General features: G+C 56.4%; 23 protein-coding genes. 12 read left to right on the forward strand and 11 right to left on the reverse strand.

The genetic code is table 11. From position 1 onward, the window contains the following. Window position 1 precedes the first annotated feature (1 nt). Window positions 2-283 carry a hypothetical protein gene (locus SIB83_RS14195; RefSeq protein ID WP_413746218.1) on the reverse strand — a complete coding sequence of 94 codons (282 nt, stop codon included), beginning with the start codon at window positions 281-283 and terminating at the stop codon, window positions 2-4. Then, entirely contained in the window at window positions 280-588 is a 309-nt protein-coding gene (locus SIB83_RS14200; protein ID WP_413402108.1) for a hypothetical protein, read from the reverse strand. The genes SIB83_RS14195 and SIB83_RS14200 overlap by 4 nt, the downstream gene beginning before the upstream one ends. A 90-nt stretch (window positions 589-678) precedes the next feature. Between SIB83_RS14200 and SIB83_RS14205 the strand changes: the two genes are divergently transcribed. Further along, window positions 679-1,410: a 16S rRNA (uracil(1498)-N(3))-methyltransferase gene (locus SIB83_RS14205; protein ID WP_413402110.1), complete on the forward strand. Its 732-nt coding sequence runs from the start codon at window positions 679-681 to the stop codon at window positions 1,408-1,410. Window positions 1,411-1,436: 26 nt separating this feature from the next. Here the strand turns inward: SIB83_RS14205 and SIB83_RS14210 are convergent, their stop codons facing one another. Beyond that, entirely contained in the window at window positions 1,437-1,838 is a 402-nt protein-coding gene (locus tag SIB83_RS14210; RefSeq protein WP_413402112.1) for an OsmC family protein, read from the reverse strand. A 232-nt stretch (window positions 1,839-2,070) separates the two neighbouring features. Here SIB83_RS14210 and SIB83_RS14215 point away from each other — a divergent pair, with 232 nt between their 5' ends. From SIB83_RS14215 to SIB83_RS14230, 4 genes are all read left to right on the forward strand, one after another. Then, entirely contained in the window at window positions 2,071-2,385 is a 315-nt protein-coding gene (locus SIB83_RS14215; protein ID WP_413402114.1) for a hypothetical protein, read from the forward strand. Then, window positions 2,385-2,615, forward strand: coding sequence for a hypothetical protein (locus SIB83_RS14220; protein WP_413402116.1), 231 nt, complete (start codon window positions 2,385-2,387; stop codon window positions 2,613-2,615). Before SIB83_RS14215 ends, SIB83_RS14220 begins: the two co-directional genes overlap by 1 nt. A 98-nt stretch (window positions 2,616-2,713) precedes the next feature. Next, complete coding sequence (locus tag SIB83_RS14225; protein ID WP_413746219.1) at window positions 2,714-3,469, forward strand: ZIP family metal transporter; 756 nt, start codon at window positions 2,714-2,716, stop codon at window positions 3,467-3,469. Window positions 3,470-3,673: 204 nt separating this feature from the next. Next, window positions 3,674-4,189, forward strand: a complete 516-nt coding sequence (locus tag SIB83_RS14230; RefSeq protein ID WP_413746220.1) for a CAAD domain-containing protein — start codon at window positions 3,674-3,676, stop codon at window positions 4,187-4,189. A gap of 31 nt (window positions 4,190-4,220) precedes the next feature. Here the strand turns inward: SIB83_RS14230 and SIB83_RS14235 are convergent, their stop codons facing one another. The 5 genes from SIB83_RS14235 to SIB83_RS14255 all read right to left on the reverse strand — a co-directional run bounded on the left by SIB83_RS14235 (window position 4,221) and on the right by SIB83_RS14255 (window position 6,995). Next, window positions 4,221-4,427: a hypothetical protein gene (locus SIB83_RS14235; RefSeq protein ID WP_413746221.1), complete on the reverse strand. Its 207-nt coding sequence runs from the start codon at window positions 4,425-4,427 to the stop codon at window positions 4,221-4,223. Window positions 4,428-4,539: 112 nt separating this feature from the next. Then, window positions 4,540-5,496, reverse strand: a complete 957-nt coding sequence (locus tag SIB83_RS14240; protein WP_413746222.1) for an alpha/beta fold hydrolase — start codon at window positions 5,494-5,496, stop codon at window positions 4,540-4,542. Between the two features lie 104 nt (window positions 5,497-5,600). Beyond that, the gene (locus SIB83_RS14245) at window positions 5,601-6,449 is read right to left on the reverse strand and encodes an acid phosphatase (RefSeq protein WP_413746223.1); all 849 of its coding nucleotides are present in this window, start codon (window positions 6,447-6,449) and stop codon (window positions 5,601-5,603) included. 112 nt (window positions 6,450-6,561) lie between these two features. Continuing rightward, a complete protein-coding gene (locus SIB83_RS14250; protein ID WP_413402127.1) occupies window positions 6,562-6,834 on the reverse strand; it encodes a hypothetical protein in 273 nt (90 codons plus the stop codon). Beyond that, complete coding sequence (locus SIB83_RS14255) at window positions 6,831-6,995, reverse strand: DUF3721 domain-containing protein (RefSeq protein ID WP_413746224.1); 165 nt, start codon at window positions 6,993-6,995, stop codon at window positions 6,831-6,833. The genes SIB83_RS14250 and SIB83_RS14255 overlap by 4 nt, the downstream gene beginning before the upstream one ends. A 290-nt stretch (window positions 6,996-7,285) precedes the next feature. Here SIB83_RS14255 and SIB83_RS14260 point away from each other — a divergent pair, with 290 nt between their 5' ends. From SIB83_RS14260 to SIB83_RS14275, 4 genes are all read left to right on the forward strand, one after another. Next, on the forward strand, window positions 7,286-7,660 hold the full coding sequence (locus SIB83_RS14260) for a hypothetical protein (RefSeq protein ID WP_413402131.1): 375 nt from the start codon (window positions 7,286-7,288) through the stop codon (window positions 7,658-7,660). 46 nt (window positions 7,661-7,706) lie between these two features. Next, a complete protein-coding gene (locus SIB83_RS14265; protein WP_413746225.1) occupies window positions 7,707-10,811 on the forward strand; it encodes an efflux RND transporter permease subunit in 3,105 nt (1,034 codons plus the stop codon). Window positions 10,812-10,907: 96 nt separating this feature from the next. Next, window positions 10,908-12,260: an MFS transporter gene (locus SIB83_RS14270; RefSeq protein ID WP_413746226.1), complete on the forward strand. Its 1,353-nt coding sequence runs from the start codon at window positions 10,908-10,910 to the stop codon at window positions 12,258-12,260. A 19-nt stretch (window positions 12,261-12,279) separates the two neighbouring features. Next, window positions 12,280-13,464 (forward strand): saccharopine dehydrogenase NADP-binding domain-containing protein, encoded by a 1,185-nt coding sequence (locus SIB83_RS14275; RefSeq protein ID WP_413746227.1) that lies wholly within the window; start codon window positions 12,280-12,282, stop codon window positions 13,462-13,464. A 16-nt stretch (window positions 13,465-13,480) separates the two neighbouring features. Here SIB83_RS14275 and SIB83_RS14280 read toward each other — a convergent pair whose 3' ends face one another. Both SIB83_RS14280 and SIB83_RS14285 read right to left on the reverse strand, forming a co-directional pair. Further along, window positions 13,481-14,275 carry a formylglycine-generating enzyme family protein gene (locus SIB83_RS14280; protein ID WP_413745341.1) on the reverse strand — a complete coding sequence of 265 codons (795 nt, stop codon included), beginning with the start codon at window positions 14,273-14,275 and terminating at the stop codon, window positions 13,481-13,483. A 74-nt stretch (window positions 14,276-14,349) separates the two neighbouring features. After that, complete coding sequence (locus tag SIB83_RS14285) at window positions 14,350-15,786, reverse strand: sulfatase-like hydrolase/transferase (RefSeq protein WP_413402140.1); 1,437 nt, start codon at window positions 15,784-15,786, stop codon at window positions 14,350-14,352. A 165-nt stretch (window positions 15,787-15,951) separates the two neighbouring features. Here SIB83_RS14285 and SIB83_RS14290 point away from each other — a divergent pair, with 165 nt between their 5' ends. From SIB83_RS14290 to SIB83_RS14300, 3 genes are read left to right on the forward strand one after another with little or no spacing between them, the layout of a single operon-like run. After that, window positions 15,952-16,668 (forward strand): class I SAM-dependent methyltransferase, encoded by a 717-nt coding sequence (locus SIB83_RS14290; RefSeq protein ID WP_413746228.1) that lies wholly within the window; start codon window positions 15,952-15,954, stop codon window positions 16,666-16,668. Between the two features lies 1 nt (window position 16,669). After that, window positions 16,670-17,827, forward strand: coding sequence for an NAD(P)/FAD-dependent oxidoreductase (locus SIB83_RS14295; protein ID WP_413746229.1), 1,158 nt, complete (start codon window positions 16,670-16,672; stop codon window positions 17,825-17,827). Beyond that, window positions 17,818-18,915 carry a type III polyketide synthase gene (locus tag SIB83_RS14300; protein WP_413746230.1) on the forward strand — a complete coding sequence of 366 codons (1,098 nt, stop codon included), beginning with the start codon at window positions 17,818-17,820 and terminating at the stop codon, window positions 18,913-18,915. Before SIB83_RS14295 ends, SIB83_RS14300 begins: the two co-directional genes overlap by 10 nt. 113 nt (window positions 18,916-19,028) lie before the next feature. Here SIB83_RS14300 and SIB83_RS14305 read toward each other — a convergent pair whose 3' ends face one another. Next, entirely contained in the window at window positions 19,029-20,165 is a 1,137-nt protein-coding gene (locus SIB83_RS14305) for an MFS transporter (protein ID WP_413747386.1), read from the reverse strand. Window positions 20,166-20,953: the final 788 nt, after the last annotated feature.

The following is a 20,953-nucleotide window of genomic DNA, read 5'->3' on the forward strand; positions in this document are numbered from 1 at the left end:
CTCAGAGGGTGGTGTTCAGGTAGTCCTCCAGTCGATCTCTGGGGATGCGCTGATCCGAGACCGCATTCCCCACGGGTAGAAAGACAGGCGTGGTGAGTTGTCCATCGACCAACAGGGGGATGAGCGGTTGACGATCCACCCGCATCTCCGTACCGATTTTCTGGACGCAGAGCAGTTCAACGATTCCGTCGTGATGCTCGCGCTGGTAGAGCAGTGCATCCTCGATCCTGGCCAGATTGCATGGTGCAAAGCCATGATTGGCGACAACATCACTCAGCTTCAACGTCCAGAGCCCCCTGTTTGCGTCGGCACCAGCAAGCCCATGGATTGTCGAATGCGTGGGGAGATTGAGCGGATTGATTGTTCCAGGGCAAGTGCCTGATGCCATTCACCTGCCGCTTCAGCAGCCTCCTGCTGATCCCAGAGGAGCAGTCGTTCGCTGAGCAGTTGCAGCAGCGATTCAGAGTTGATTGTTGCGTCTGTTCTGTTTTTGCTTTGTGCGTTTTTCATAGTCACACTGTCTGCGATTGAACCCAGATCATCAATGGGACGAAGGGTGTGATTGCCGTTCTCCAACGTTCGGTTCACCGCTTGTGCTCTTCGCTGGAGATTGTCGATTCGCATGAAACCAATGACAGCGCTTGCGCATGTCAAATCTCTTCAGCAAGGATTCGCAGCATGAATCTGATCCTGCTTTTTGCCGATGATCTCTGGTCAGGATCCAGCTGTTTTCTGGCCAATGGACGCCGTGCCGACCACATTCGTTCGGTCCTGCGAGCGGTGGTCGGCGACACGCTTCGGGTCGGCTTGTATGGCGGAGCGCAGGGAAGCGCTCGGGTCGATCTCATCGACGACACGGGTGTGAAGCTGTCTGTGCAGCTGACCGATCCATCGCCGCCGAGGCATCGCTTCGACATCGTTCTGGCACTTCCCAGGCCGAAAATGCTGCGACGAATTCTGCGAACAGTTGCCGAATTCGGTGTCGGGAACCTGCACCTGATCAACAGCGCCAGAGTCGATAAGAGTTACTGGCAGTCTCCTCTGCTGTCTCAGACCAGGATCGCTGAAGCCCTGATGGCTGGGATGGAACGCTCACAGGACACGATCGCTCCGGTGGTTCACTGTCATCAACGTTTCCGTCCTTTTGTGGAGGACCAGTTGCCTCAGCTTTGCAACGGTCGACCTTGCTGGATCGCCGATAAGGGAGCTCCGATCGCATTGTCCCAGACCCCTGCAGAGCCTGCGCTGGTGATGATCGGTCCTGAGGGCGGCTTTGTGCCTTTCGAGATCGGGCTTGCGACGTCGGTGATTGCGCAACGGGTTCACCTTGGTGACCGTACCCTCAGTGTTGACACGGCCCTGCCTGTGGTTCTGGCCCAGGGTATGTCGCTCGGTGTGTCGCCATCATGAGCAGGGTTGACTGCCCATGATGACGATCAGCTCCAGATCAGCTCCAGTTGAATCAATGGATCGAGGCTTCGCTTCACGGGGCACTGCTCTGCAACGCGTTGCAGCAGTGTGCGCTGTTCCTCGCTGAGATGTTCGGGCAGATTCAGATGCACGCGCAGTCTCTCAACTCTGCGTGGACCTGATTGGCTCATCTGCTTGTCCACATCGGCAGTGCTCCCCTCAATGGACCAGTTTCTGCTCCTGGCGGTGATTCCCATAATGGTGAGCATGCAGGTGGCCAGTGCTGTGGCCAGAAGGTCAGTTGGGGAGAATTCTTCGCCTTTGCCGGCGTTGTCGATCGGAGCATCCGTCATCAACACCGCAGCGGAGCCATGGTGTGTGGCTTCACAGCGCAGTTCACCGTTGTATCGACAGGACACGGTTGACATAAGTCCTCCAGGTGGTGCTTTCAAGTTGGCAGCACAAGCTGTGAACGGTGATTTCTTTGTGCCGTGCTCTTGATTTGTTCCGGGTCTGTCTGTGTTTTGCCTGAGCACTAGGAACGAATCCCCAAGCGTTGAACGGTCTGGGTCTATGGTTCCGCTGATTTTCAAGTCATCTGATGGCTATAACCCTGTTGCACTTCATTGTTGATGCCTGTCCTTGATGGACAATGACGCCATGACTGATAACAGCGAACTGGCCGGTTTGCAGGCTCTCGTCGCCGACGTTGGCGGCGGCAATGTAATTGATGCTGAACTGCTCGAGGGATGTGCTGTTCAGGCTCATGAGCTTGATGAGATGGATGAGGATCAGGCTGCTCGTGTGGCCGCCCACTGTTTCTCCGTTCTTTTTGATCACAAGGTTGAGCAGCTTGAGGGCACTGCTGCCGACGCTGCGATCGGGGTGTGGCGCGGCAAGGTTGATGGCTTCGCCTTCACGATCAGTCGTGAAGATCTCGGTGATCTGGTGCTTGACTTCAGCAATCCTGATTGATGACCGTTGATGAGTTGCGCCAGGTTCTGTCCGAGCGGATTGGCCGGCCTGTTGAACTGCTGCTTTCGCGGGAAGGCGAGTCTGTCATCGAGTTGTCCGATCTCTATCAACCTTCTCCCGCCGGTTTTGGTGGGCGATTGTGTCTGCGTGATGGAACGGCGATGACCTGGGAGCTGTGGCTGGAGGACGGTGACAACTGGAATTTTCACACTGCGCCGTTGGCGGAATAACGGCGACCTGTCGATCGACGCCTGATCCTGCCTGCAGCCGGGATCTGATCAAGAATGAGAATCGTTCCTGAAATCAGAGCCGGCAGCTTTCTGGGCGGATGTCGGATTCAGTTCTCAAGTTGGTGATGGTTGCCGTTGTGGTGATCATCTCTCTTGCAACAGGGCGGCCGGCGATGAAGGCCATGCGTTCAGATCGATCGCTGCCTGCACTGGGGTTCGGCGAAGCCTTTGCCGCTGGAATTTTTCTTGGTGCCGGTTTGATTCACATGCTTGGTGATTCACAGTCGGCCTTTGATGCAGCCAACGTCGACTATCCGTTCGCGATGGTGATCTGTGGATCGGTGATGCTTCTGCTTCTGTGGATTGAGCACTTGGCCAATCGTGGGATGGAGTTCCCATCGGGCAACAGCAGGCTTCTGCCGCTCACTGCTGTCGCGATGTTGTCGATTCATTCGCTGTTGATGGGTGCCGCCTTTGGGGTGTCGTCCTCAGTCGCGTTAACGGTGGTGATCTTTATCGCTGTACTGGCCCATAAAGGCTCCGCAAGTTTTGCGCTGGGCCTGGAGCTTGGCCGTTCCGAGTTTTCCAGGCGTTCCGCCTGGCGACTCTTCCTGGTGTTTGTAGTGATGTTCCCTTTCGGTGCGCTTGTTGGTCAGGCCCTGAGTTCCGCTTCGGCTGCCCATCCATTGGTTGAGGCCTCCATCAGTGCGGCAGCAGCAGGAACATTCCTGTTTTTCGGCACTTTGCATGGTCTTGCCTCTTCACCGATGATCAATCGTTGTTGCAATCAGCGCGAATTCATTGGTGCAGTTGGAGGCTTCGCAGTGATGGCTGTTGTGGCGATCTGGACCTGAACATCTCGCACTGCGGCTTCTTGCTGTAACAGTCAGCGTCAGCTCGAGCTGAAGATTGGATATTTGTTGCATTAATTGTTGAGGATTGTTTGGAATCCGGTGGGCCTTGATGCGATTTGTTGTGAGAGGTTTTGTTTGCTTAATTTATCGTTCTGCACCTGATCATCTCCCGCATATTGGCAGCTTCATCTTTGAGGTCTACAGGTGAGTGAACATCCTGAGCAGAGTGGTGAGTTGCCGTTCAAGGAGCCTGTTGATGCCTCTGAATTGGATCTCGTCCTTGACACCACTCGGGGCGAGGAGAATCAAAGTGTTGAGCTGGCCAAGTCTCCACCCAGCGCTCCTGAAGCTTCACGATCCGTGGAGTCAGAAGATCATGAGGATGAATTTTCAGTCTCTCACCTCATCCAACAGCTTTTGCTTGGATTGGATTCGCTGAAGCAATTGAATCTCGAGAGCTTCATGCAGATTTATCCAATCTTTCTGATTATCTTCGGCTCCGTGATTCTCGGATTGCTGTTGACCTTCGTAAGCACTTTTTTAAGCTCAATGAACCATTTGCCGCTGGTCGGTGGTCTGTTTCAGGGGGTTGCCGAGCTGATTGGCCTTGTTGCGCTAGTGCGAATGATCACCTCGAACTTGTTGCTGCAACATCGGCGTGCAGAAGTCTTTGCACGAATTGCCGCTTTGAAAAAAGATTTATTGGGGGGGGATCTATGAGAACGATATTGGATGATTTATTTGTAACTAACTAATCTTCAATGATAAACCCAAAACTTTTGAAAACTTCGTCGTTGACGTGAGTGATCTTTCTGGTTCCCTCTTGTTGCTTGACAGCGAAACCGGTCTGAGCAAGACGTCTCATCAGAGCAGCTGTGTCTTCGAAACGCTCGGCCATGTCTTCAAGGGTTCCGCAATCGGCGGAGAGGGTGGATTCGTTCCAGGTGAAGGAGGCCATGGCGTTCAAGGGCGAGTTGGACCAGAGCTGCGTCGATGCAGATTTGACACGACTTTAAGGCTTTTGTCCGGTTAGTGCTGATGGCGCTGGTTACACAGAAGTCGCTGTTCGTTCAGCTGGCGACGATGGTCTGCGCCAGAAGAGTGCCGAATTCCTCATGCAGTCCCAGGCGTCCATCGATATCAGAGACACGATCCGCCTTGTCTGCCAGCGTCAACATTTCCCTTTTTGAACGAGGAGGTGCTTCGTTGGCCAGCACCACATGCGCAGGGCAGTGCAATTTCTGTATCTGTGTCAGCCACCACCGCGAGTCGGAGGCGGCGTCCAGCCCCCCGGTGACAAAAGCAACGCTTGCAAAGCGGGCACCCGGTTGCCGGCTGATTCGCTGCTGCTCGCGCAGACGTTCCGGTGTCAGCAGGTTGCGATTGACCCAGACATGACGCCGCAGCATCAGCTTCAGGATCGGCCGACTGGTGTTGAGTCGATAGAGCAGCGGTCCAACCAGTGGCAGTTCCACCAGACGCCTCACCCAGCTGAAGCTCTGTCCTGCCCGGCCGGTCATGGTGGGGAGGGGTCCTCTGAACGTGGGTGCAACCACCACGATCTGTGCCCATTGACTTGAGCATTGCTCAGCCAGCCCGAGAGCGATGGGAACACTGTGGCCAGCGGCAACGATATTGACCTTGACCTGATCAGCGGATTGCAGGTGTTGAAGAATGCCAGCAAGAAGATCACGCAGAACCTTCGCGTCGTAGGCAATCGCCGGGCGTTCACTGTCTCCAAATCCTGCCCAGTCGAAGCTCACCAGCTGGCAGCGTTTATCCATGGCATCAGCAAAGGCATGCCACTCACCACGGCTCGACACGGTGCTCAAGGCAGGCAGCAGCAGCCAAAGTTCGCCGTTTTCGCAACCGCGACGTTCCAGAGTGATGCGAACGTCGCGGTCGTTCAGCTTGATCAGGATATTTTCGGGAACACCACCGATCCGGGAATGCAGGTTCATAGTGATTTCAACGGCGTCGACTGATTGCAGGACTCCAGCTTCGGTCTGGACCAGGGAACCAGCCATGGATGTTGTAAAGATTTTTCGAGCCTCACTCGATCGGCCTCTCGCAAAGCAAAGGCCACCTGCGATGCACAGGTGGCCTGATCGGTCTTAACAGGCGCTCAGACTCAGGGTTGGAAGACTCTTCTCTCCAGATCGCAGTCTCCATTGGGGGGCAGCCCCTGACGGCGCATGGCCTGAACTTCCGCTCTTGCGGCTCTCAGATCAGCGCGGAAAACCGGATCGTTCTGCAGCTGGGCCACGGTGCCTGAGGCGATGATCTGGCTGGCCTGAACATCACTCAGCCAGTGCACATTGCAGATGTAGCGGCTCTTTCCGTACTCGATTCCTCTGGCCAGGATTGCATCGCGACGTTCCGGTGCGAGCTCACTGAGAACCAGTGCCCATGCCCATCCAGCAGCGGTGTGGCCGGAGGGGTAGGAGCCATCGCTTCTCAGCATGGTTTCCTCGTCGGGTGTGCAGATCGGCTGGCCGTTGACCATGAACGGCCTGGGGCGCTGATAGTTGTTTTTAGCCTTGTAGGTCGCCAGGCCGGCGTCGGTCAGTGTGCGTCGCAGCAGGGTGTAAAGCCTCGGTGTTCCTTCCTTGGTGATCGGCACACCAAGGGTGCAGGAGTAGATCGCTGCGGCTTCAGGAAAATTCAGGTTGGCATCAATGGCGGCCACGTCCCAGCGCGGGCCTCCCTGCAGAGGAAAGGTCGATTCGGCATTGGCCACATCAAGGTCGTACTCGATGGACCCCTTCATGGGGTGTGCAGGCAGAAGCTTCAACGAATCGGGCACTGACTCAGGTGCCAGATATCCCTCGAGCAGGCCGTGTTTCACGGTTTTGAGATTCTCCGGTGAACCAACATCGGGTTCGCAGTAAGTCGGCGCCTGTGCCCCGGCCGGCAGACCTGAAACGCTGATACCGGCAATCAATCCCACGGCAGCGCAGCCAGACGCGAATCGACTCATCAAGGGTTGTTGTTGTTCTCGCAATCAACGCTTAGCAGTCATCCAGATTCATTAACAACATGTAGATCTTGAGGTCTGCACTCGTTGGATCTTTCTTGCCCCCAATGGATTGTCAGCTGCGGGGCTTGATCAGCAATGTCACTCCAGATGCTGTGATCACAACCGTGAGTACTCCAAGCAGCCCTGGATAAAACGACTGCAGGTTGATCCAGCCAAAACTGCCGGTGTGGATCTTGAGTAACCAGAACGCGTCAATTCCCTGTTCCAGCAGAAGGCTGTACAGGGATCCACTGATTGCCGTGAGCAGCAACGGCGCCGCTGCGATCGGAACGAGCCAGCGGTGAATGCGTCGAGCCTGACGCTGTGCACTGGGACTTCGCTTCATTGTTTGCGCAGTTGTTGGTGCAGTTCCCGCTCATTGGCGCATGGCATCCAGCGACCGTTGTTCTCATGAACCGCCTTACAGCCAATCTGTTCAGCGCGTTGGCGTGCTTCGGCTTCTGTTTTGTAGAGGCCTTTGTTGTGGGCCAGTACAGGTCCAGACATCGCAACACCGGAAAGGCCGACAATCGTTGTGCATGCAATCGTCAGAGCTGACAAAGCCATGATTCAGTAATTGAGGTGAATGATGAGCTCCTCTCGCTTGTTCAATTGGCTTGAGGTGCATCAATCTTGCCCGCGCTGAGTATGCCCTGGTTGTTGTTGAAGCAGTATTGAGTTCATCTGTCGCGTGTGCACGCGATGTCACAACAGTGGTCGCTGATAACCATTCTCACCACAATGGAGTCAACAACGGATTGTGTATGCGCGCTCTTGCTTTCACGTGTCTGGCTGTCATGGCCTCCATCCCCGCTCTCAACGAAGGTCCAGTGCTGGCCCATGCCGGACACGGCGACGAGTTTGTTCAGACCGGTTCCGTCCGCCAGGTGAAGGCCAACCCCAACCGCGATCAGATGCTCGGAATCGTTTCCGAAAAGCCCAAAGTGGAGACCAACGGCCAGTTGAGTGTGCCCAACGTCGCCATTGTCAAAGCCAATGGTCAGCCCTATGTGTTCGTCTTCAGCGGAACCACCTACGACCCGGTTGTGATCAAGCCGGGCTCTGTTTCAGTCGATCGCACCGTGGTCCTCGACGGTGTGACGGCAGACGAGAAGATCGTCGTCTCCGGTGCGTTGTCGATCTTCGCTGAATCGCAGAAGAACAAGCGCTGAACCACGTCGTTGTCTGTCTGTCTTTCGGCGATTCAATAGTTCATCGATGTTCAACAAGCTGCTGAACAAGATTCTGCGCTGGTCGATCGCCCGCAGATGGCTGGTGCTGATCAGCTCCCTGATCATCAGTCTCATCGGTGTGATCAACGTTCTGCAGATGCCGTTGGACGTGTTTCCGCCGTTTGCACCACCTCAGGTTGAAATCCAGACCGTTGCACCAGGTCTCGCACCTGAACAGGTCGAGCATCAGATCAGTGAGCCGATCGAGGCGGCTGTGAACGGACTTGCCGGGGTCGATCTGGTTCGATCCGCGTCCAAGCCCGGTCTGTCGATGGTGCAGGTGGTGTTTCGTGATTCAGCCAGCCTGGAGCGTGCCCGGCTGGCGGTGTCGGAACGGTTGCAGCAAGTGCGGATGCAACTTCCCGAGTCGGCTGAGGCTCCGGAAATTTCGCCATTGCTTTCACCGCTGGGAACAATTCTTCAATACGCCTTCACACTTCCGGAAACCGCCTCCGCTGAGCAGGCCCTGCAGCTGCGCAACATCGTGGAGCGCACCTTTGAACATCCGCTGCTGGCCATTCCCGGTGTGGCCCAGATCACGATCTATGGGGGTGACAGTCCTCAGACTCAGTTGCAGCTTGATCTCAAGGCTTTGCAGGCTCAGGATGTCGACTTGAATGAGCTGGTTGAAGCCGCTCGCAATGCTCAGTTCAACGGACGCGGCGGGGTTCAGATTTCCGGTGGTCAGGAGCGTCTGATCCTCAGCGACCATGGCATCAGTCAAGACGATGACATCACGCGTTCCGTGGTGCGTGCGGGAGATGGTCGTGCCATCCCCCTCGGTTCGCTTGCGGAAGTGAGATCCGGAGCGGCGATGCGTCGCGGTGCGGCCAGCCTGAACGGACAACAGGCTGTTGTGTTGATGATCAACAAACAGCCTGATGTGGATACACCTCAGCTGACGCGCACCGTGGAAGACAGCATGCGCCAGCTTCAGACATCGCTTCCAGCTGATGTCTCGGTCACTCAGACATTTCGTCAGGCGAAATTCATTGAGATCGCCATCCGCAACGTCAGTGAATCTCTTCTGCTTGGAGTGGTGATCGTTGCGGTTGTGCTTCTGCTGTTTTTGATGAACTGGCGAACGGCCTTGATCGCCCTCAGTGCCATTCCACTGTCGCTCCTTGTTGGGCTCTTGTTGATGCGCGGGCTCGGCCTGCAACTCAACACAATGACCCTTGGTGGTCTGGTGGTGGCGATCGGCTCTGTTGTCGACGATGCGATCGTCGACATGGAGAACTGCTATCGGGGTCTGCGCAGCAACCGGCTTCAGGACCAGCCGTTACATCCTCTTGAAGTGGTGTTCAACACCTCGGTTGAAGTGCGACAGCCGGTGCTGTTCTCCACTTTGATCATTGTTGTGGTGTTCGCACCGATCTTCACGCTCAGTGGTGTGGAGGGGCGAATCTTCATGCCCATGGGAATCGCCTATGTGCTGTCGATCGTTGCTTCGACGGCTGTGGCGCTCACCTTGTCACCTGCACTCTGTGCCCTGCTGCTGAGTCGTGCCCCCTTGCCGGCTGCCGCGTCATGGGTGGAATCCCGTGCTCAGAGTCTGTACAGACCCCTGCTCGAGCTTGTCCTGAGATCCCCTCGCCGGGTGCTCGTGCTGGCCGTGTCTGTGGTGATTGCCACCCTGTTGATTCTTCCCAGCCTCGGCCGGGTTTTTCTGCCTGAATTCCGGGAGCAGTCACTGGTCAACTCCATGGTGCTGTATCCCGGAGTCTCGCTGGAGATGACCAGCCGAGCGGGTCGACTGCTTTCCAAGCAGCTCCAGTCAAGTGCCGATGTGGAGTGGGTGCAGGTGAGAGCGGGCCGGGCACCGGGTGATGCCGATGGCGCCGGGGTGAACATCGGCCACGTCGATCTTGAGTTGAGTGATCAGGCCATGCGAGATCGTCCCGCCGCCATTGCCCGCATCCGTGAAGTGTTCGCTGGCCTGCCTGGTGTGGCACCCAACGTGGGTGGATTCATCTCCCATCGCATGGATGAGGTCCTGTCAGGGGTTCGCAGTGCCATTGCGATCAAGATCGCCGGTCCCGACCTTGAGGAGCTGCGGGATCTCGGAGAACAGGTCCGAGATGCGGTGGGCGAGGTTTCCGGTGTCGTTGATCTGCAGCTGGAGCCGCAGTTGCCCGTGCCTCAGATTCAGCTCCGGATTGATCGCGAGGCGGCATTGCGGGAAGGAGTCAGCGTCGCAGCACTGGCACGAGCCGCTGAGGTGGCCCTGCATGGAACGGCCGTCGGCCACGTGTCATCCTCCGGGGTCGCTGTCCCGCTTGTCGTGACACTTCCCAGGGACCAGCAGGGTGACCTGCAGTCACTGCAGAATCTTCCGATTCGCACCGCCAATGGTCTGTTGAAGCCGCTCGGCGATTTCATGACCTTCGAACAGACGACGGGGCCCAATGAGGTCAATCGCGAGGATGTCTCCCGGCGAATCGTTGTATCAGCCAATGTTGCCGGACGCCCTCTGGGACCGGTGGTGAATGACATCCGTCGCCGTGTGAAGCAGTCGGTGACACTTCCTTCCGGTTACACCCTGCGCTACGGCGGCCAGTTTGAGTCTGAACAGCGAGCCACCCGTTCTCTGGTGCTCTACAGCCTGCTTGCCGCTGTTTTGATTGCAGCAGTGATGGTGGTCGCTGTTCGCTCTCTGCCAGCGACGGTCGCCATCCTGCTCAATCTCCCCCTTGCGCTGGTCGGGGGACTGGTTGCCGTTCTTCTCAGTGGTGGTGTGCTGTCCGTGGCATCGCTGATCGGCTTCATCACCCTGTTCGGCGTGGCAGTCCGTAACGGGCTGTTGCTCGTGGACAACTACAACCGACGCCACCAGAGCGGAGAAAGTCTGAAGGAATTGATTCGTGCCGGCACCCTTGATCGTCTCAATGCGATTCTGATGACCGCTCTCACATCGTCCCTGGGGATGCTGCCTCTGGCTCTGGCCTTCGGAGCTGGCAACGAGATCCTGCAGCCGTTGGCGATCGTGGTGCTGGGTGGTCTGATCACCTCGACACTGCTGACGCTGGTCGTGATTCCGGCCCTTTATGCACGGTTTGGATCCAGGTTGCTTGCAGAGGCGAGCCGCTGAATGTTCCGGTGTCGTTTTAAGCAACCATGGCTAGCAAAGGATGCTGCTCATTCGTCAGCGACATCCCATCGCTGATCGATTTTCGCGTCGATCGAGATGCAACAACGACCTCCAGGAGGCCGGCCGGCCCATGATGCGGCCCAACGTCATCTCAAGGCCTCTCGCCTGCGCGCGAAACGGGCCCGTCAGGGCTGGCGGCCCTGGATGTTGTTCGGTGTTGCGTCGCTCTTCTATTTCTATGAATTCTTTGTACGGGTCGCTCCCGGGGTGTTGCACTCAGAGCTGATGAAAGTGTCCGGCGCAAGTGAAGGCGCGTTCGGCTTCTCCATGAGTCTTTATTTTCTGGCCTATGCACCGGCTCAGCTGCTCGTTGGGCGGCTGCTCGACCGACATGGTGTTCGTGCCGTTGCGGCGCCGGCATCGCTACTTGTTGCACTCGGATGCCTCCTCTTCGCTACATCGGACAACATCGTTCTGATGGGTCTGGGTCGTTTTTTTCAGGGGCTCGGCAGTTCCGTGGCCTATCTGGGCGTGATCTATCTCTCACTGATCTGGCTGCCCCCTCAGCGTCACGGCATGGTTCCGGGGATGGTCACCGCCATCGGAACGCTGGGGGCGGCGACTGCCCAGCTGCCTCTGCTGTTGATTTCAGATCAGTTCGGTTGGCGAATGCCGTTGTTGATCGGCTCTGCGGTGGGCGTCATCATCGCAAGTCTGATCTGGTGTTACCTGCCAAGACGGCCGAGCTGGTTTGTGGAGCTCATGCGGCAGGACGGTTTCGATCCACAGAGTCCCGAACCGATGGGCTTCCAGCTCAACAGGATTCTCCATCAACCCAGCCTCTGGATCCTCTCGCTTGCCGCTGCAGGCATCTATCTGCCGGTTTCTGTGATCGGTGATCTCTGGGGTGTGTCGTTCTTCGGAATCGAGGCCGGTCTTCCCAGTGACCACGCGAGTCTGATCACCACCGTCGTGTTCATCAGCTTCGCCATCGGCGCCATGGTGGCCGGCCACTGGTCCGATCGCATCGGCCGCCGCAAAGTTCTGTTTTCATCAGGGGCCATCAGTGCCGCCAGCTTCGCTCTGCTGCTCTGCTTCACAAGTCGCTTGCCGGTCAGCGTTGTGGTTGTTCTGGTCGGAGCGCTTGGGTTCACCTCCGGCAGTCAGCAACTGGCTTTCGTGATGGTTGCCGACACCGCCAAGCGGCATACGCGAGCGATCACACTCGCTTTCGTCAATTTCGTTGTGATGTTCTTCCCGGTGATTGTGCAGCCGACCGTCGGTCTGTTTTCTCAGTGGGGCTTGCCGGCCGGTGCCAGGCCGTCATCGATGCAGGAGCTGCAGGGATATTCGGTTGTGGTGGTGGGCATGCTGGCCGCGGCCGGCTTGAGTCTTCTTGTGCAGGACACCGTGCCGCGAGCTGACGAAGACGTTGTGTTGAGCCATTGAACCCAGACAGGTTGCCGCTGTGAGTGAATCGTCTCCGACTATTGATGTACTCGTCATCGGCGGTAACGGACGCGTGGGTGCATCAACGGTGCGCTGGCTTCACACGCTCTCCTGTCGATGGCCTGAGAGTGTGCCACTCAGGCTTGCCATCGGAGGGCGCAGCAGGACCAGATTTGAAGCTGTGCGGAAGCGTCTGAAGCTCCCGGAGCTTGTTTTCAGATCGGTGGATCTCGATGCGGGAATGGAGTCGCTTGTCACAGCTGTTCACGGCGTCAGGCTTGTTGTGCACACGGCAGGACCGTTTCAGGGGCGAACGCAACCTGATCTGCTCCGGGCCTGTATCGCCTCGAGGGTTCCCTATTGCGATGTCTGCGATGAATTCAGCCTCAGTCGTCACGCCAAGGGCCTCTTCGAAGATGCGGTTGCAGCGGGTGTACCAGCTGTGGTGTCGTGCGGCATCTGGCCTGGCGTCAGTGCGCTGATGGCGGCTGAAGCCGTTCAACAACTTGGTGGACCACAGATCTGCGAAGGCTTGGAGTTCAGCTTTTTCACGGCCGGCACCGGTGGTGCAGGACCAACCATCGTCAGTGCCACCTTCCTGCTGCTGGCCACAAGGGTGTTGACCTACGTGGACAGCATGCTCACTGAAAAAGAGCCATGGACCGAGCGCCGGGTCGTTGATTTCGGTGCAGGTGTGGGAAGGCACGCCTGTCTGCTGCTCGATAACCCCGACGTTCCCACGACCGTTGAATCACTGGCTGTGGCCAACTGCGCGTCGCGTTTCGGCACTGCACCAGTGGTCTGGAACAGTCTTTTCGCCGTCATGAAACGCCTGCCGAGAGGTCTGCTTGTCAATCGAGCTGCGATGCAGCGCCTGGCGCTGTTTTCAATGCCCATCATCCGTTTGGTTGACAAGCTCGTTGGTGCCACCAATGCCATGCGTGTTGATGCTGTCAGCAAGGCTGATGCCGGATCAGGCATGCCTTTGAAGGTCACGCTGCGTTGTGTGCATGCGGATCTCGAAGACTGTGTCGGTCAGGCCACAGCTGCATTCGCGATGGAAATGCTGCGCGGGCGTGCAGGTGCCTCCTCCGCCGAGCGGACCATTTCAGCAGGTGTCTGGTACCCGGTTGAGCTGCAGGCAAAGGCACGCACCAACATCCTTGAGGTGGCCAGAGAAAACGCACTGGTCTGGGAGATTTGAGTCAGGAGCAGGATGATCACTGGGGTCTCTGCCGCGAGATGCAGCGGAACCCCAGGTGGCTGGTGCTTTCTCCGGCTTCCTGTGGAGAGCGGGCAGCTGGGCGGAAGCGGAGGCAGTACTGAGGTGAACAGAGGTGTGAGCCGCCTTTGATGATTTTCAGGTCGCCGCCGGCTTTTGATCCTGAGCAACAGCAATGGGCACTGGGAGTGTCCTGCCAGGAACTTTCCGTCCACTCCCAGACGTTCCCCGCCATATCGAAGAGGCCGTAGCCATTGGCAGGAAAGGTTCCGACCGGTGAGGTGCCCTTCCATCCATGGGCCCCATGATTGTCAAACGGGAAGTCGCCCTGCCAGGTGTTGGCAAACAGTGTTTCCCCTTGATTGGGCTCCTCTCCCCATATGTAAGTGGCACCTTCGATTCCTCCACGCGCACACCATTCCCATTCCGGCTCCTGAGGCAGTGCAAGCCCGGCCCAGGCCGCATAGGCGCGAGCGTCGTGCAGGGAGACATGCACGACGGGATGATCCATCCGTGCCTTCAGATCTGATTCGGGCCCCTCGGGGTGATGCCAGCTTGCACCAGGAACCCAGGCCCACCACTTTCTCCAGTCGTTGAGTGCCACCGGACCCTCTGTTCCAACGAACACCACCGAACCTTCACGGTCATTTCTCTCAGCGGTTGTGACGTATCCGCTGTCGCTGACGAAGTCCCTGAACTGTGCGTTCGTCACCAGCTTTGACTGGATCAGAACATCGTCGATCTCAACCGATGTGGTCGGTGATTCCTCGATGTAGAACGCTGTGGATCCCATCAAAAGAGATCCACCACGAACCAGAACGAGGTCTTGCGTTTTGGCTTTGTTCAACTGCGATTCTCTCGGCTTCGTTACTGGGGAAACGACGTCATGCTGAAAGTTGGAGGGTTTGGATGCTCCTTGATGGAAGTTAGATAGTTGCCGACGATTTTCATGTACGGACCCAGGACCCAGGCACATGTTCCGACCACATTGAATTCCTCCTTGGGGTCCCGTTCGATATGGAACAGCGATGGGTAACCCATCCCTTCAGCCCGATAGGCACAGACGCCCAGAGACGATGGGTTGGTCTGCGACTGGATCACCTGCTTCGGGTAGATACGCCATTGTTTCCAGCGAACAGCGGCAACTTCACCACCGATGAAGCTGATCAGATGATCGCGGCTCGATTGTTCGCTTTCACCCTTGAAGAATTTCAATTGATTGACGCCGTCATAGGCACGATCGTCTGGGAGCTTTGAGCCCAGTATTCCTGCGATCGTTGGCACGAAATCGTGAATCGACACCATTTCATTGCTTTTTCGGGCAGGGATGTTGCCTGGCCAGGACACCATGCCAGGAACCCGCAGGGATCCCTCAAGCACGTCGCCGACTTCGCCCCGGAAGGGGCCCGGTGAACTGCCCTTGAAGTCGGTGCTGATCACCTGATTCTGAACCGGCCCGTTGTCTGACAGGTAGATGATGATTGTGTTGTCCCTGATTCCCGCTGCTTCGACAGCGGCCACCACCTGTCCCACACGATGGTCGTGTTCCATGAGCATGTCCCCGTAGGGACCTGACGACGACCGGTTCTCGAAGTCACGGTGTGCTCCCTCCGGATAGTGGACGTGGGACCATCCGACGTAGAGAAAGAAAGGATCGTCGCCAGCAGACTTCTCTTTGATGAATGACGTCGCTGCATCGGCGATGTCATTTTCGACATGACGGCGGTAGTCGAGGTCGTAAGGGCGAACACGACGCAGGCTTCCATCATCGTTGGACTCCCAGATGTGCGACTGGGCCGCTTCGATCTGCTCCTCACTCAGGCCTGAGCGACGCATCGTCTGGGGATAGAGGGTGGCATCGGTGGTTTCCAGAATGCCGACGCGATAGGAGTCGAATCCCTGGTTGGTGGGAATGCTCTGCTCCTCTTCGCCGAGATGCCACTTGCCGACCATTCCAGTGGAGTAGCCGTTCTCCTTGCAGATTTCCGCCAACGTCAACTCGCCTGCCTGGAGTGTGCTGGGAGTTCCGCCCACAATGATGCTGTTCAATCCGGAGCGGACGCTGTAACGGCCGGTCATCAAACCAGCTCGAGAAGGCGTGCAGCCGGGCTCCACAAAGAACTGGGTCAACATCAGGCTTTTCTCAGCCAGATCATCCAGATTCGGTGTCGGCATGCCGCGAAGATCGCCGCCGCTGCCGTAGCAGCCGAGATCACCGAAGCCGATGTTGTCGGCGAGCATTAAAACGATGTTTGGCCGCTCGGTATCGGCCTTCCAGGAAAGGTTCCCAACGGTTCCTGTCATTGTCTGAGCGAAAGGCGTTTGTTGTTCTGATAGCTCGTTTCCCTGTTTCGCTTCCCAACACCAAGCTCATCTCGCACAAACGGGAGCCAGGCCTTCGAATCAAATCAGTGCGAAGCGATCAGTGCTGGTCGATGCCTAGCTTTGGATACTGTTCAGCTCACGTCGATGATTCCGGGCCAGCTCCCGATGCTGCGCGATCGCAGGCCCGAGGTGATGGATCAGCCTGGGCTGGATCCTGCCGACCATGACCGGGCGCTTCGAGGCCTGCGCCGGATCAATGCCGTAAGTGGCTGTGTACCAGGTCTGTTTTGCCACCTTGAGTCGCTGGCGCTTGAGAATCCAGCAACCACGCTCAGCGTGCTTGAACTGGCCTGTGGAGGAGCTGATACAGCGATCAAGCTCGCCGCACTGGCTCAGCAACGCCAGTTGAAAATGACGATCCACGCCTGCGATCTCAATCCTGAGGCCGTGCGCATCGCACGCCGCAACGTTGCCAGGCAGAACAGCAGTGTTGATCTGTTTGTTGCCGATGCGCTCGACCCCCCTGAAGTCAGGATGTTTGATGTCGTGTACTGCACCCTTTTCGTTCACCATCTCGATCCTCCAGAGGTGGTGAAGTTGCTGACCGTGATGGCGGCGAAAGCGCGACGCCTTGTGCTGGTGGATGATCTGATCCGCAGTCGTCTGGGCTATGCGCTGGCCTGGGCCGGCACTCGTTTGCTCAGCCGATCCTGGGTGGTGCATCACGACGGCCCACTGTCGGTGAAAGCGGCATTCACTCCTTCGGAAATTCTTGATCTCGCCGCCGAGGCGGGTCTGCAAAATCCCGTGCTCGAGCGCAACTGGCCTGAGCGTTACCGGCTTAGCTGGAGACCCGGCTGAGATGCGAAACAGCTGGGATGTGGTGGTGATCGGGGCCGGAGTTGCCGGTGGACTGGCTGCTTTTGATTGCGCACGCCGAGGTCTGTCTGTCCTGCTCGTTGAGAAGCGCTCCTTTCCACGCTGGAAGGTCTGCGGTTGTTGCTTCAATGCCAATGCACTGGCTGCACTGGCTGCCGTGGGGCTGCCGGAGCTGATCCGTGATCAGGGAGGTGTTCCCCTGGATCAAGTGCGTCTCGGCTTGAACGGCCGGACGCTCAATCTGGGGTTGCCCGAAGGCTGGGCACTGTCACGTGAGCGTTTCGATCAGGCGTTGGTCCATGCAGCCGAGGCGTCAGGAGCCACGGTGAGATTCCAGACCGGTGCTGTCCTTGAGGAGACTTCCGCCGAAGAACGCGTGGTGCGATTGCGTCCTTCCGGTGGGGCACCAACAGAGCGGATTCGGGCCCGTGTTGTTCTTGTCGCGGCTGGCTTGCAGCATCAGGTTCTGGCATCAGGCGACCGGGACACGACCAGGATCGATCCGGAGTCAAGAATTGGAGCAGGCTGTCTGATCAATGACGACGAGGTCGCTTATGCAGGCGGAATCATTCACATGGCCATCGCTCGTTGTGGTTATGTCGGTCTTGTGCGCCGTGAAGACGGTGCTCTCAATCTGGCCGCTGCCTTCGATCCCAGTGCGGTGAAATCTGCAGGTGGTGTTGCTCATGCTGCGGATCAGGTTCTGCGACGGGCTGGATTCGTCGTCCCTCGAGCTCTGGAGACATCACGTTGGCAGTTGACTCCAGCGCTGACGCGCCGTGCCGGTGTATCGGCGGGTGACCGCTTCCTGCTGCTGGGAGATGCCTCCGGTTATGTGGAACCTTTCACTGGTGAAGGTATGGCCTGGGCTCTTGCTGCGGGAGGGGCGGTGGCTCCTTTCGTGGAGGAGGCCCAGGGATGCTGGAGTGGCGATCTTGAGCAGCGATGGCAACGGAGGCTTGAGGAGATGACGGTGAGTCGTCAGCGTCTGTGTCGCCTGTTGTCCATGTTGTTGCGTCAACCGAGCGCTACAGCCGCAGTGTTCAGGCTGGGATGCCTGTGGCCCGCAATCCCTGAGCGTGTCATCACTGGACTCAATCGGGCTGTTCCTCATACGTTTTGCGCTGACCCATGCCACTGACACTTCACGGCATCGGAACAGCAGTGCCGGCTCAGCGTCTCAGTCAGTCGGAAGCACTGGAGGTGGCGCATCGCATCAATGCCGGCAGTGCAGATCAGAAAAAGCTGATGAACAGGATTTACAGCAAAACCACCGTGCGCTCACGCGGAAGTGTGCTTCTCAACAATGACGTCGATGAGGGAGTGAGTCGTGATCGTCTGAGTTTTTACGGCAGCGAAAGCCCTGGAACACGGGAACGAATGCAGGTCTTTGATGAGCACGCAGGTCTGCTTGCGTTGCAGGCCGCTCGTGATGCGCTGAACGATGGCGGGTTCGCGCCATCGAGGGTCACCCATCTCGTGACGGTGAGCTGCACCGGCTTTCAATCTCCGGGGGTTGATCTGTTCCTGATGGAAAAGCTCGGACTGTCAGCGGCAGTGCAGCGAACTCATGTCGGCTTCATGGGATGCCATGGGGCACTCAACGGCTTGCGTGTTGCCCATGCTTTTGCCGAGATGGATCCAGGTGCGGTGGTGTTGCTCTGCGCTGTTGAGCTGTGCAGCCTGCATATGTCGTACGGCTGGCATCCCGAACAGGTCGTGGCCAATGCGTTGTTCGCCGATGGAGCGGCAGCCGTTGTCGGCTCGACTGGTCCGCCGGCATCTGATCGCGACCTTGTGCTGCAGTGCAGTGGCTCAGTGGTGATCCCCGACAGTGCAGATCTCATGCACTGGGAGATCGGAGATCACGGTTTTTCCATGGGGTTGTCGCCACGTGTGCCGGAAACGGTGGGTGCAGCACTGCTCCCATGGTTGCAGGACTGGCTGCAGATTCGGGCCATCGATCTCGCTGCGATCCGAAGCTGGGCTGTGCATCCAGGTGGCCCGAAAATTCTCTCGACCTGCGCTGAAGCGCTGGCTCTTGATTTCAGGCTTCTGGAGGACAGTCGAATCGTGCTGCAGGACCATGGCAACATGTCGTCGGCGACGATCCTGTTCATCCTCGAAAGGTTGCGTCGCCGATCGGTTTCCGGCCCCTGCCTTGCACTCGCCTTCGGCCCGGGATTGAGTGCAGAGGTGGCACTTCTCGATCTTCAGATTGCCGCCTGAACGAGTCCGCGGAGCACATTCATCCTCGATGCCTTCTGCGGCTACGTATTGGTGCGATGGTCACAACCCGGAATAGGGCATTGAGGTGGTTGATTTCTGTCCTGGATACGATCTCAGGTCATGGCGTCATTGCTTAATGCAGGAACGTCTTTCCATTGCATCAACACGGCAACCATTGCAATCCCACCACATGCAATGGCGAAGAAGAATGGCGCTTGTGGACCTACAGAAGCGATCAATTGACCACCGAAAAACGAAACAAGAGCGGCGCCAATCGTGAACAGTGAAGTTGCGAACCCCATGCCCCAACCCTGTTCATCTTTATCAACAGACTCAGAAAATCCCGTCAAAACTGTTGGATAGCCAATTCCATGCAGAATTCCGACAGGAAGCATGATTGCCAGGGCCAAGGGTCCGGAGGTGATGAGTAAAAATATGGCAATACAAATGCAGAATAAAGCCGTGCAGGAAAACATAATTGTGCGCTTTGAAAAACGTACATTTATTAGCTCAACCAGCACGCTGCTGGAAGCGGCAAGTCCAATACCCATCAAAAACATTGCAACACTCGAACCTATGGCCCCATAGCCAAACCGTGTTGAGAGGTTGGCTGATACAAAAAAATAGAGCCCTAAAATACATAACATGTACGGAAAGTATGCTGTTGCAACGCGTTGAATCGATTGTCTGTTCAGTGCGTCAGTCAGTAATTTGAAGACGAGGAATGGGTTGATGTCCATTGGAATCAATTCTCTTTTGATATCTTTAAACCCAAAAAATACAGGAAGTAAGCCAGCTAGACATAATAAGCCACCCATCACAAATGGAAGTTGTGGCGAGGCGAAATTACCCAATAGATTCTTGTCAGAAAACAGTCCTCCAATGATGGGACCAATGACAAGCCCAAAGCTCATTCCTACGGTGACAAGACCCAGGTTTCGTGCACTTTCACGCTCATTTTTTGCCAGATCTATCATCGCTGCTGCAGCGATAGGCTGGGCTCCAGCTGTAAAACCAGTGATCGCCCTTGAAATCACTAAAAGTGCATAATTGCGAGAAATAATTCCCGCTGTTGCGATTGCATACCCTGCGATAGCGCCGAACAGGCAAATAAGAATGCCCGACTTTCGCCCAATACTGTCTGACAGTTTTGAGATATACAGCGATCCAAAAAACCACGTTAGAAAAAATGTGCCAATAGCTATTCCATAAAGAATCGCACCATTGCTTGGAGCATTTGTACCTTGAATAAATCCTCCATTGGGCTATATTAGCAAGGCAGTAAAAATAGGAAAAGCGAGGCCTTGTCCCATGACGTCGACAAAGCAGGTGAACATGAGTGCGAAAATAGAAAGCGGCATTGATGTTCTCTTCTCTGTCTCTGCTTGGACTATCAAAGTAGCAAGGTGAGGCTTTGAGGCTTTTCGACTTCAGCTTGATGAAATAAACCGTCGGTTCGGCAGTGATTGATTCGACAATAAACCTTAATTGTGTTGATGATTAAGATACATTCACTGACTTCAGCTGTGGATTTGCTGACGACTGCTCATGAAGGTAACGTCTGCGGCTTTTCTGTTGATTGACCAACCGCTTAGATACTGCGACTTGTTGTTGAGATCTAATCTTGACGAGTCAGAGTTCAGTCCGTGGTCTATACCGACTTGCTCGAAATTTGAAGCTGGGGAATTGATTGAGATGAATGGCTCGAAACGGTACTCAATACCGTTGTGCTGAGATTCACTCACAGACACCAACGCACACGAAGGTACCTGGATCACTGAAGGCAAGAATCATCAAAACGGCCACGATGCTTCCAGCAATGAGTACAACAGGCCAGATTTCCTCTTCAGCACGCATTTCAAAAAACCAGAGAATCCCAGTACATAACTCTGCTTCTCATTGAACCTACCAGCCAAGTTCCTGAAACCGAACCTTCCAGGGCGGTTGTTACTGCTTTCACAAACCATTCAGTGGTCATAGACCAAAGGCGTCCCATGTGGTGGTACTCATGACAGCAACTGCCGTAAAAGCAGTTTTC

Origin of the sequence: Synechococcus sp. MIT S9507 (assembly GCF_047304715.1) — a bacterium.
GTDB lineage: Bacteria > Cyanobacteriota > Cyanobacteriia > PCC-6307 > Cyanobiaceae > Synechococcus_C.

What these genes read in the sequence shown, in the direction of transcription:
- SIB83_RS14205 (WP_413402110.1), top strand. Translation starts at nt 679, where the DNA reads ATGAATCTGATCCTGCTTTTTGCCGATGATCTCTGGTCAGGATCCAGC.
- SIB83_RS14210 (WP_413402112.1), bottom strand. Translation starts at nt 1,838, where the DNA reads ATGTCAACCGTGTCCTGTCGATACAACGGTGAACTGCGCTGTGAAGCC.
- SIB83_RS14215 (WP_413402114.1), top strand. Translation starts at nt 2,071, where the DNA reads ATGACTGATAACAGCGAACTGGCCGGTTTGCAGGCTCTCGTCGCCGAC.
- SIB83_RS14220 (WP_413402116.1), top strand. Translation starts at nt 2,385, where the DNA reads ATGACCGTTGATGAGTTGCGCCAGGTTCTGTCCGAGCGGATTGGCCGG.
- SIB83_RS14225 (WP_413746219.1), top strand. Translation starts at nt 2,714, where the DNA reads ATGTCGGATTCAGTTCTCAAGTTGGTGATGGTTGCCGTTGTGGTGATC.
- SIB83_RS14235 (WP_413746221.1), bottom strand. Translation starts at nt 4,427, where the DNA reads ATGGCCTCCTTCACCTGGAACGAATCCACCCTCTCCGCCGATTGCGGA.
- SIB83_RS14240 (WP_413746222.1), bottom strand. Translation starts at nt 5,496, where the DNA reads ATGGCTGGTTCCCTGGTCCAGACCGAAGCTGGAGTCCTGCAATCAGTC.
- SIB83_RS14245 (WP_413746223.1), bottom strand. Translation starts at nt 6,449, where the DNA reads ATGAGTCGATTCGCGTCTGGCTGCGCTGCCGTGGGATTGATTGCCGGT.
- SIB83_RS14250 (WP_413402127.1), bottom strand. Translation starts at nt 6,834, where the DNA reads ATGAAGCGAAGTCCCAGTGCACAGCGTCAGGCTCGACGCATTCACCGC.
- SIB83_RS14255 (WP_413746224.1), bottom strand. Translation starts at nt 6,995, where the DNA reads ATGTCTGGACCTGTACTGGCCCACAACAAAGGCCTCTACAAAACAGAA.
- SIB83_RS14260 (WP_413402131.1), top strand. Translation starts at nt 7,286, where the DNA reads ATGGCCTCCATCCCCGCTCTCAACGAAGGTCCAGTGCTGGCCCATGCC.
- SIB83_RS14265 (WP_413746225.1), top strand. Translation starts at nt 7,707, where the DNA reads ATGTTCAACAAGCTGCTGAACAAGATTCTGCGCTGGTCGATCGCCCGC.
- SIB83_RS14270 (WP_413746226.1), top strand. Translation starts at nt 10,908, where the DNA reads ATGCAACAACGACCTCCAGGAGGCCGGCCGGCCCATGATGCGGCCCAA.
- SIB83_RS14280 (WP_413745341.1), bottom strand. Translation starts at nt 14,275, where the DNA reads ATGGGATCCACAGCGTTCTACATCGAGGAATCACCGACCACATCGGTT.
- SIB83_RS14285 (WP_413402140.1), bottom strand. Translation starts at nt 15,786, where the DNA reads ATGACAGGAACCGTTGGGAACCTTTCCTGGAAGGCCGATACCGAGCGG.
- SIB83_RS14290 (WP_413746228.1), top strand. Translation starts at nt 15,952, where the DNA reads ATGATTCCGGGCCAGCTCCCGATGCTGCGCGATCGCAGGCCCGAGGTG.
- SIB83_RS14295 (WP_413746229.1), top strand. Translation starts at nt 16,670, where the DNA reads ATGCGAAACAGCTGGGATGTGGTGGTGATCGGGGCCGGAGTTGCCGGT.
- SIB83_RS14300 (WP_413746230.1), top strand. Translation starts at nt 17,818, where the DNA reads ATGCCACTGACACTTCACGGCATCGGAACAGCAGTGCCGGCTCAGCGT.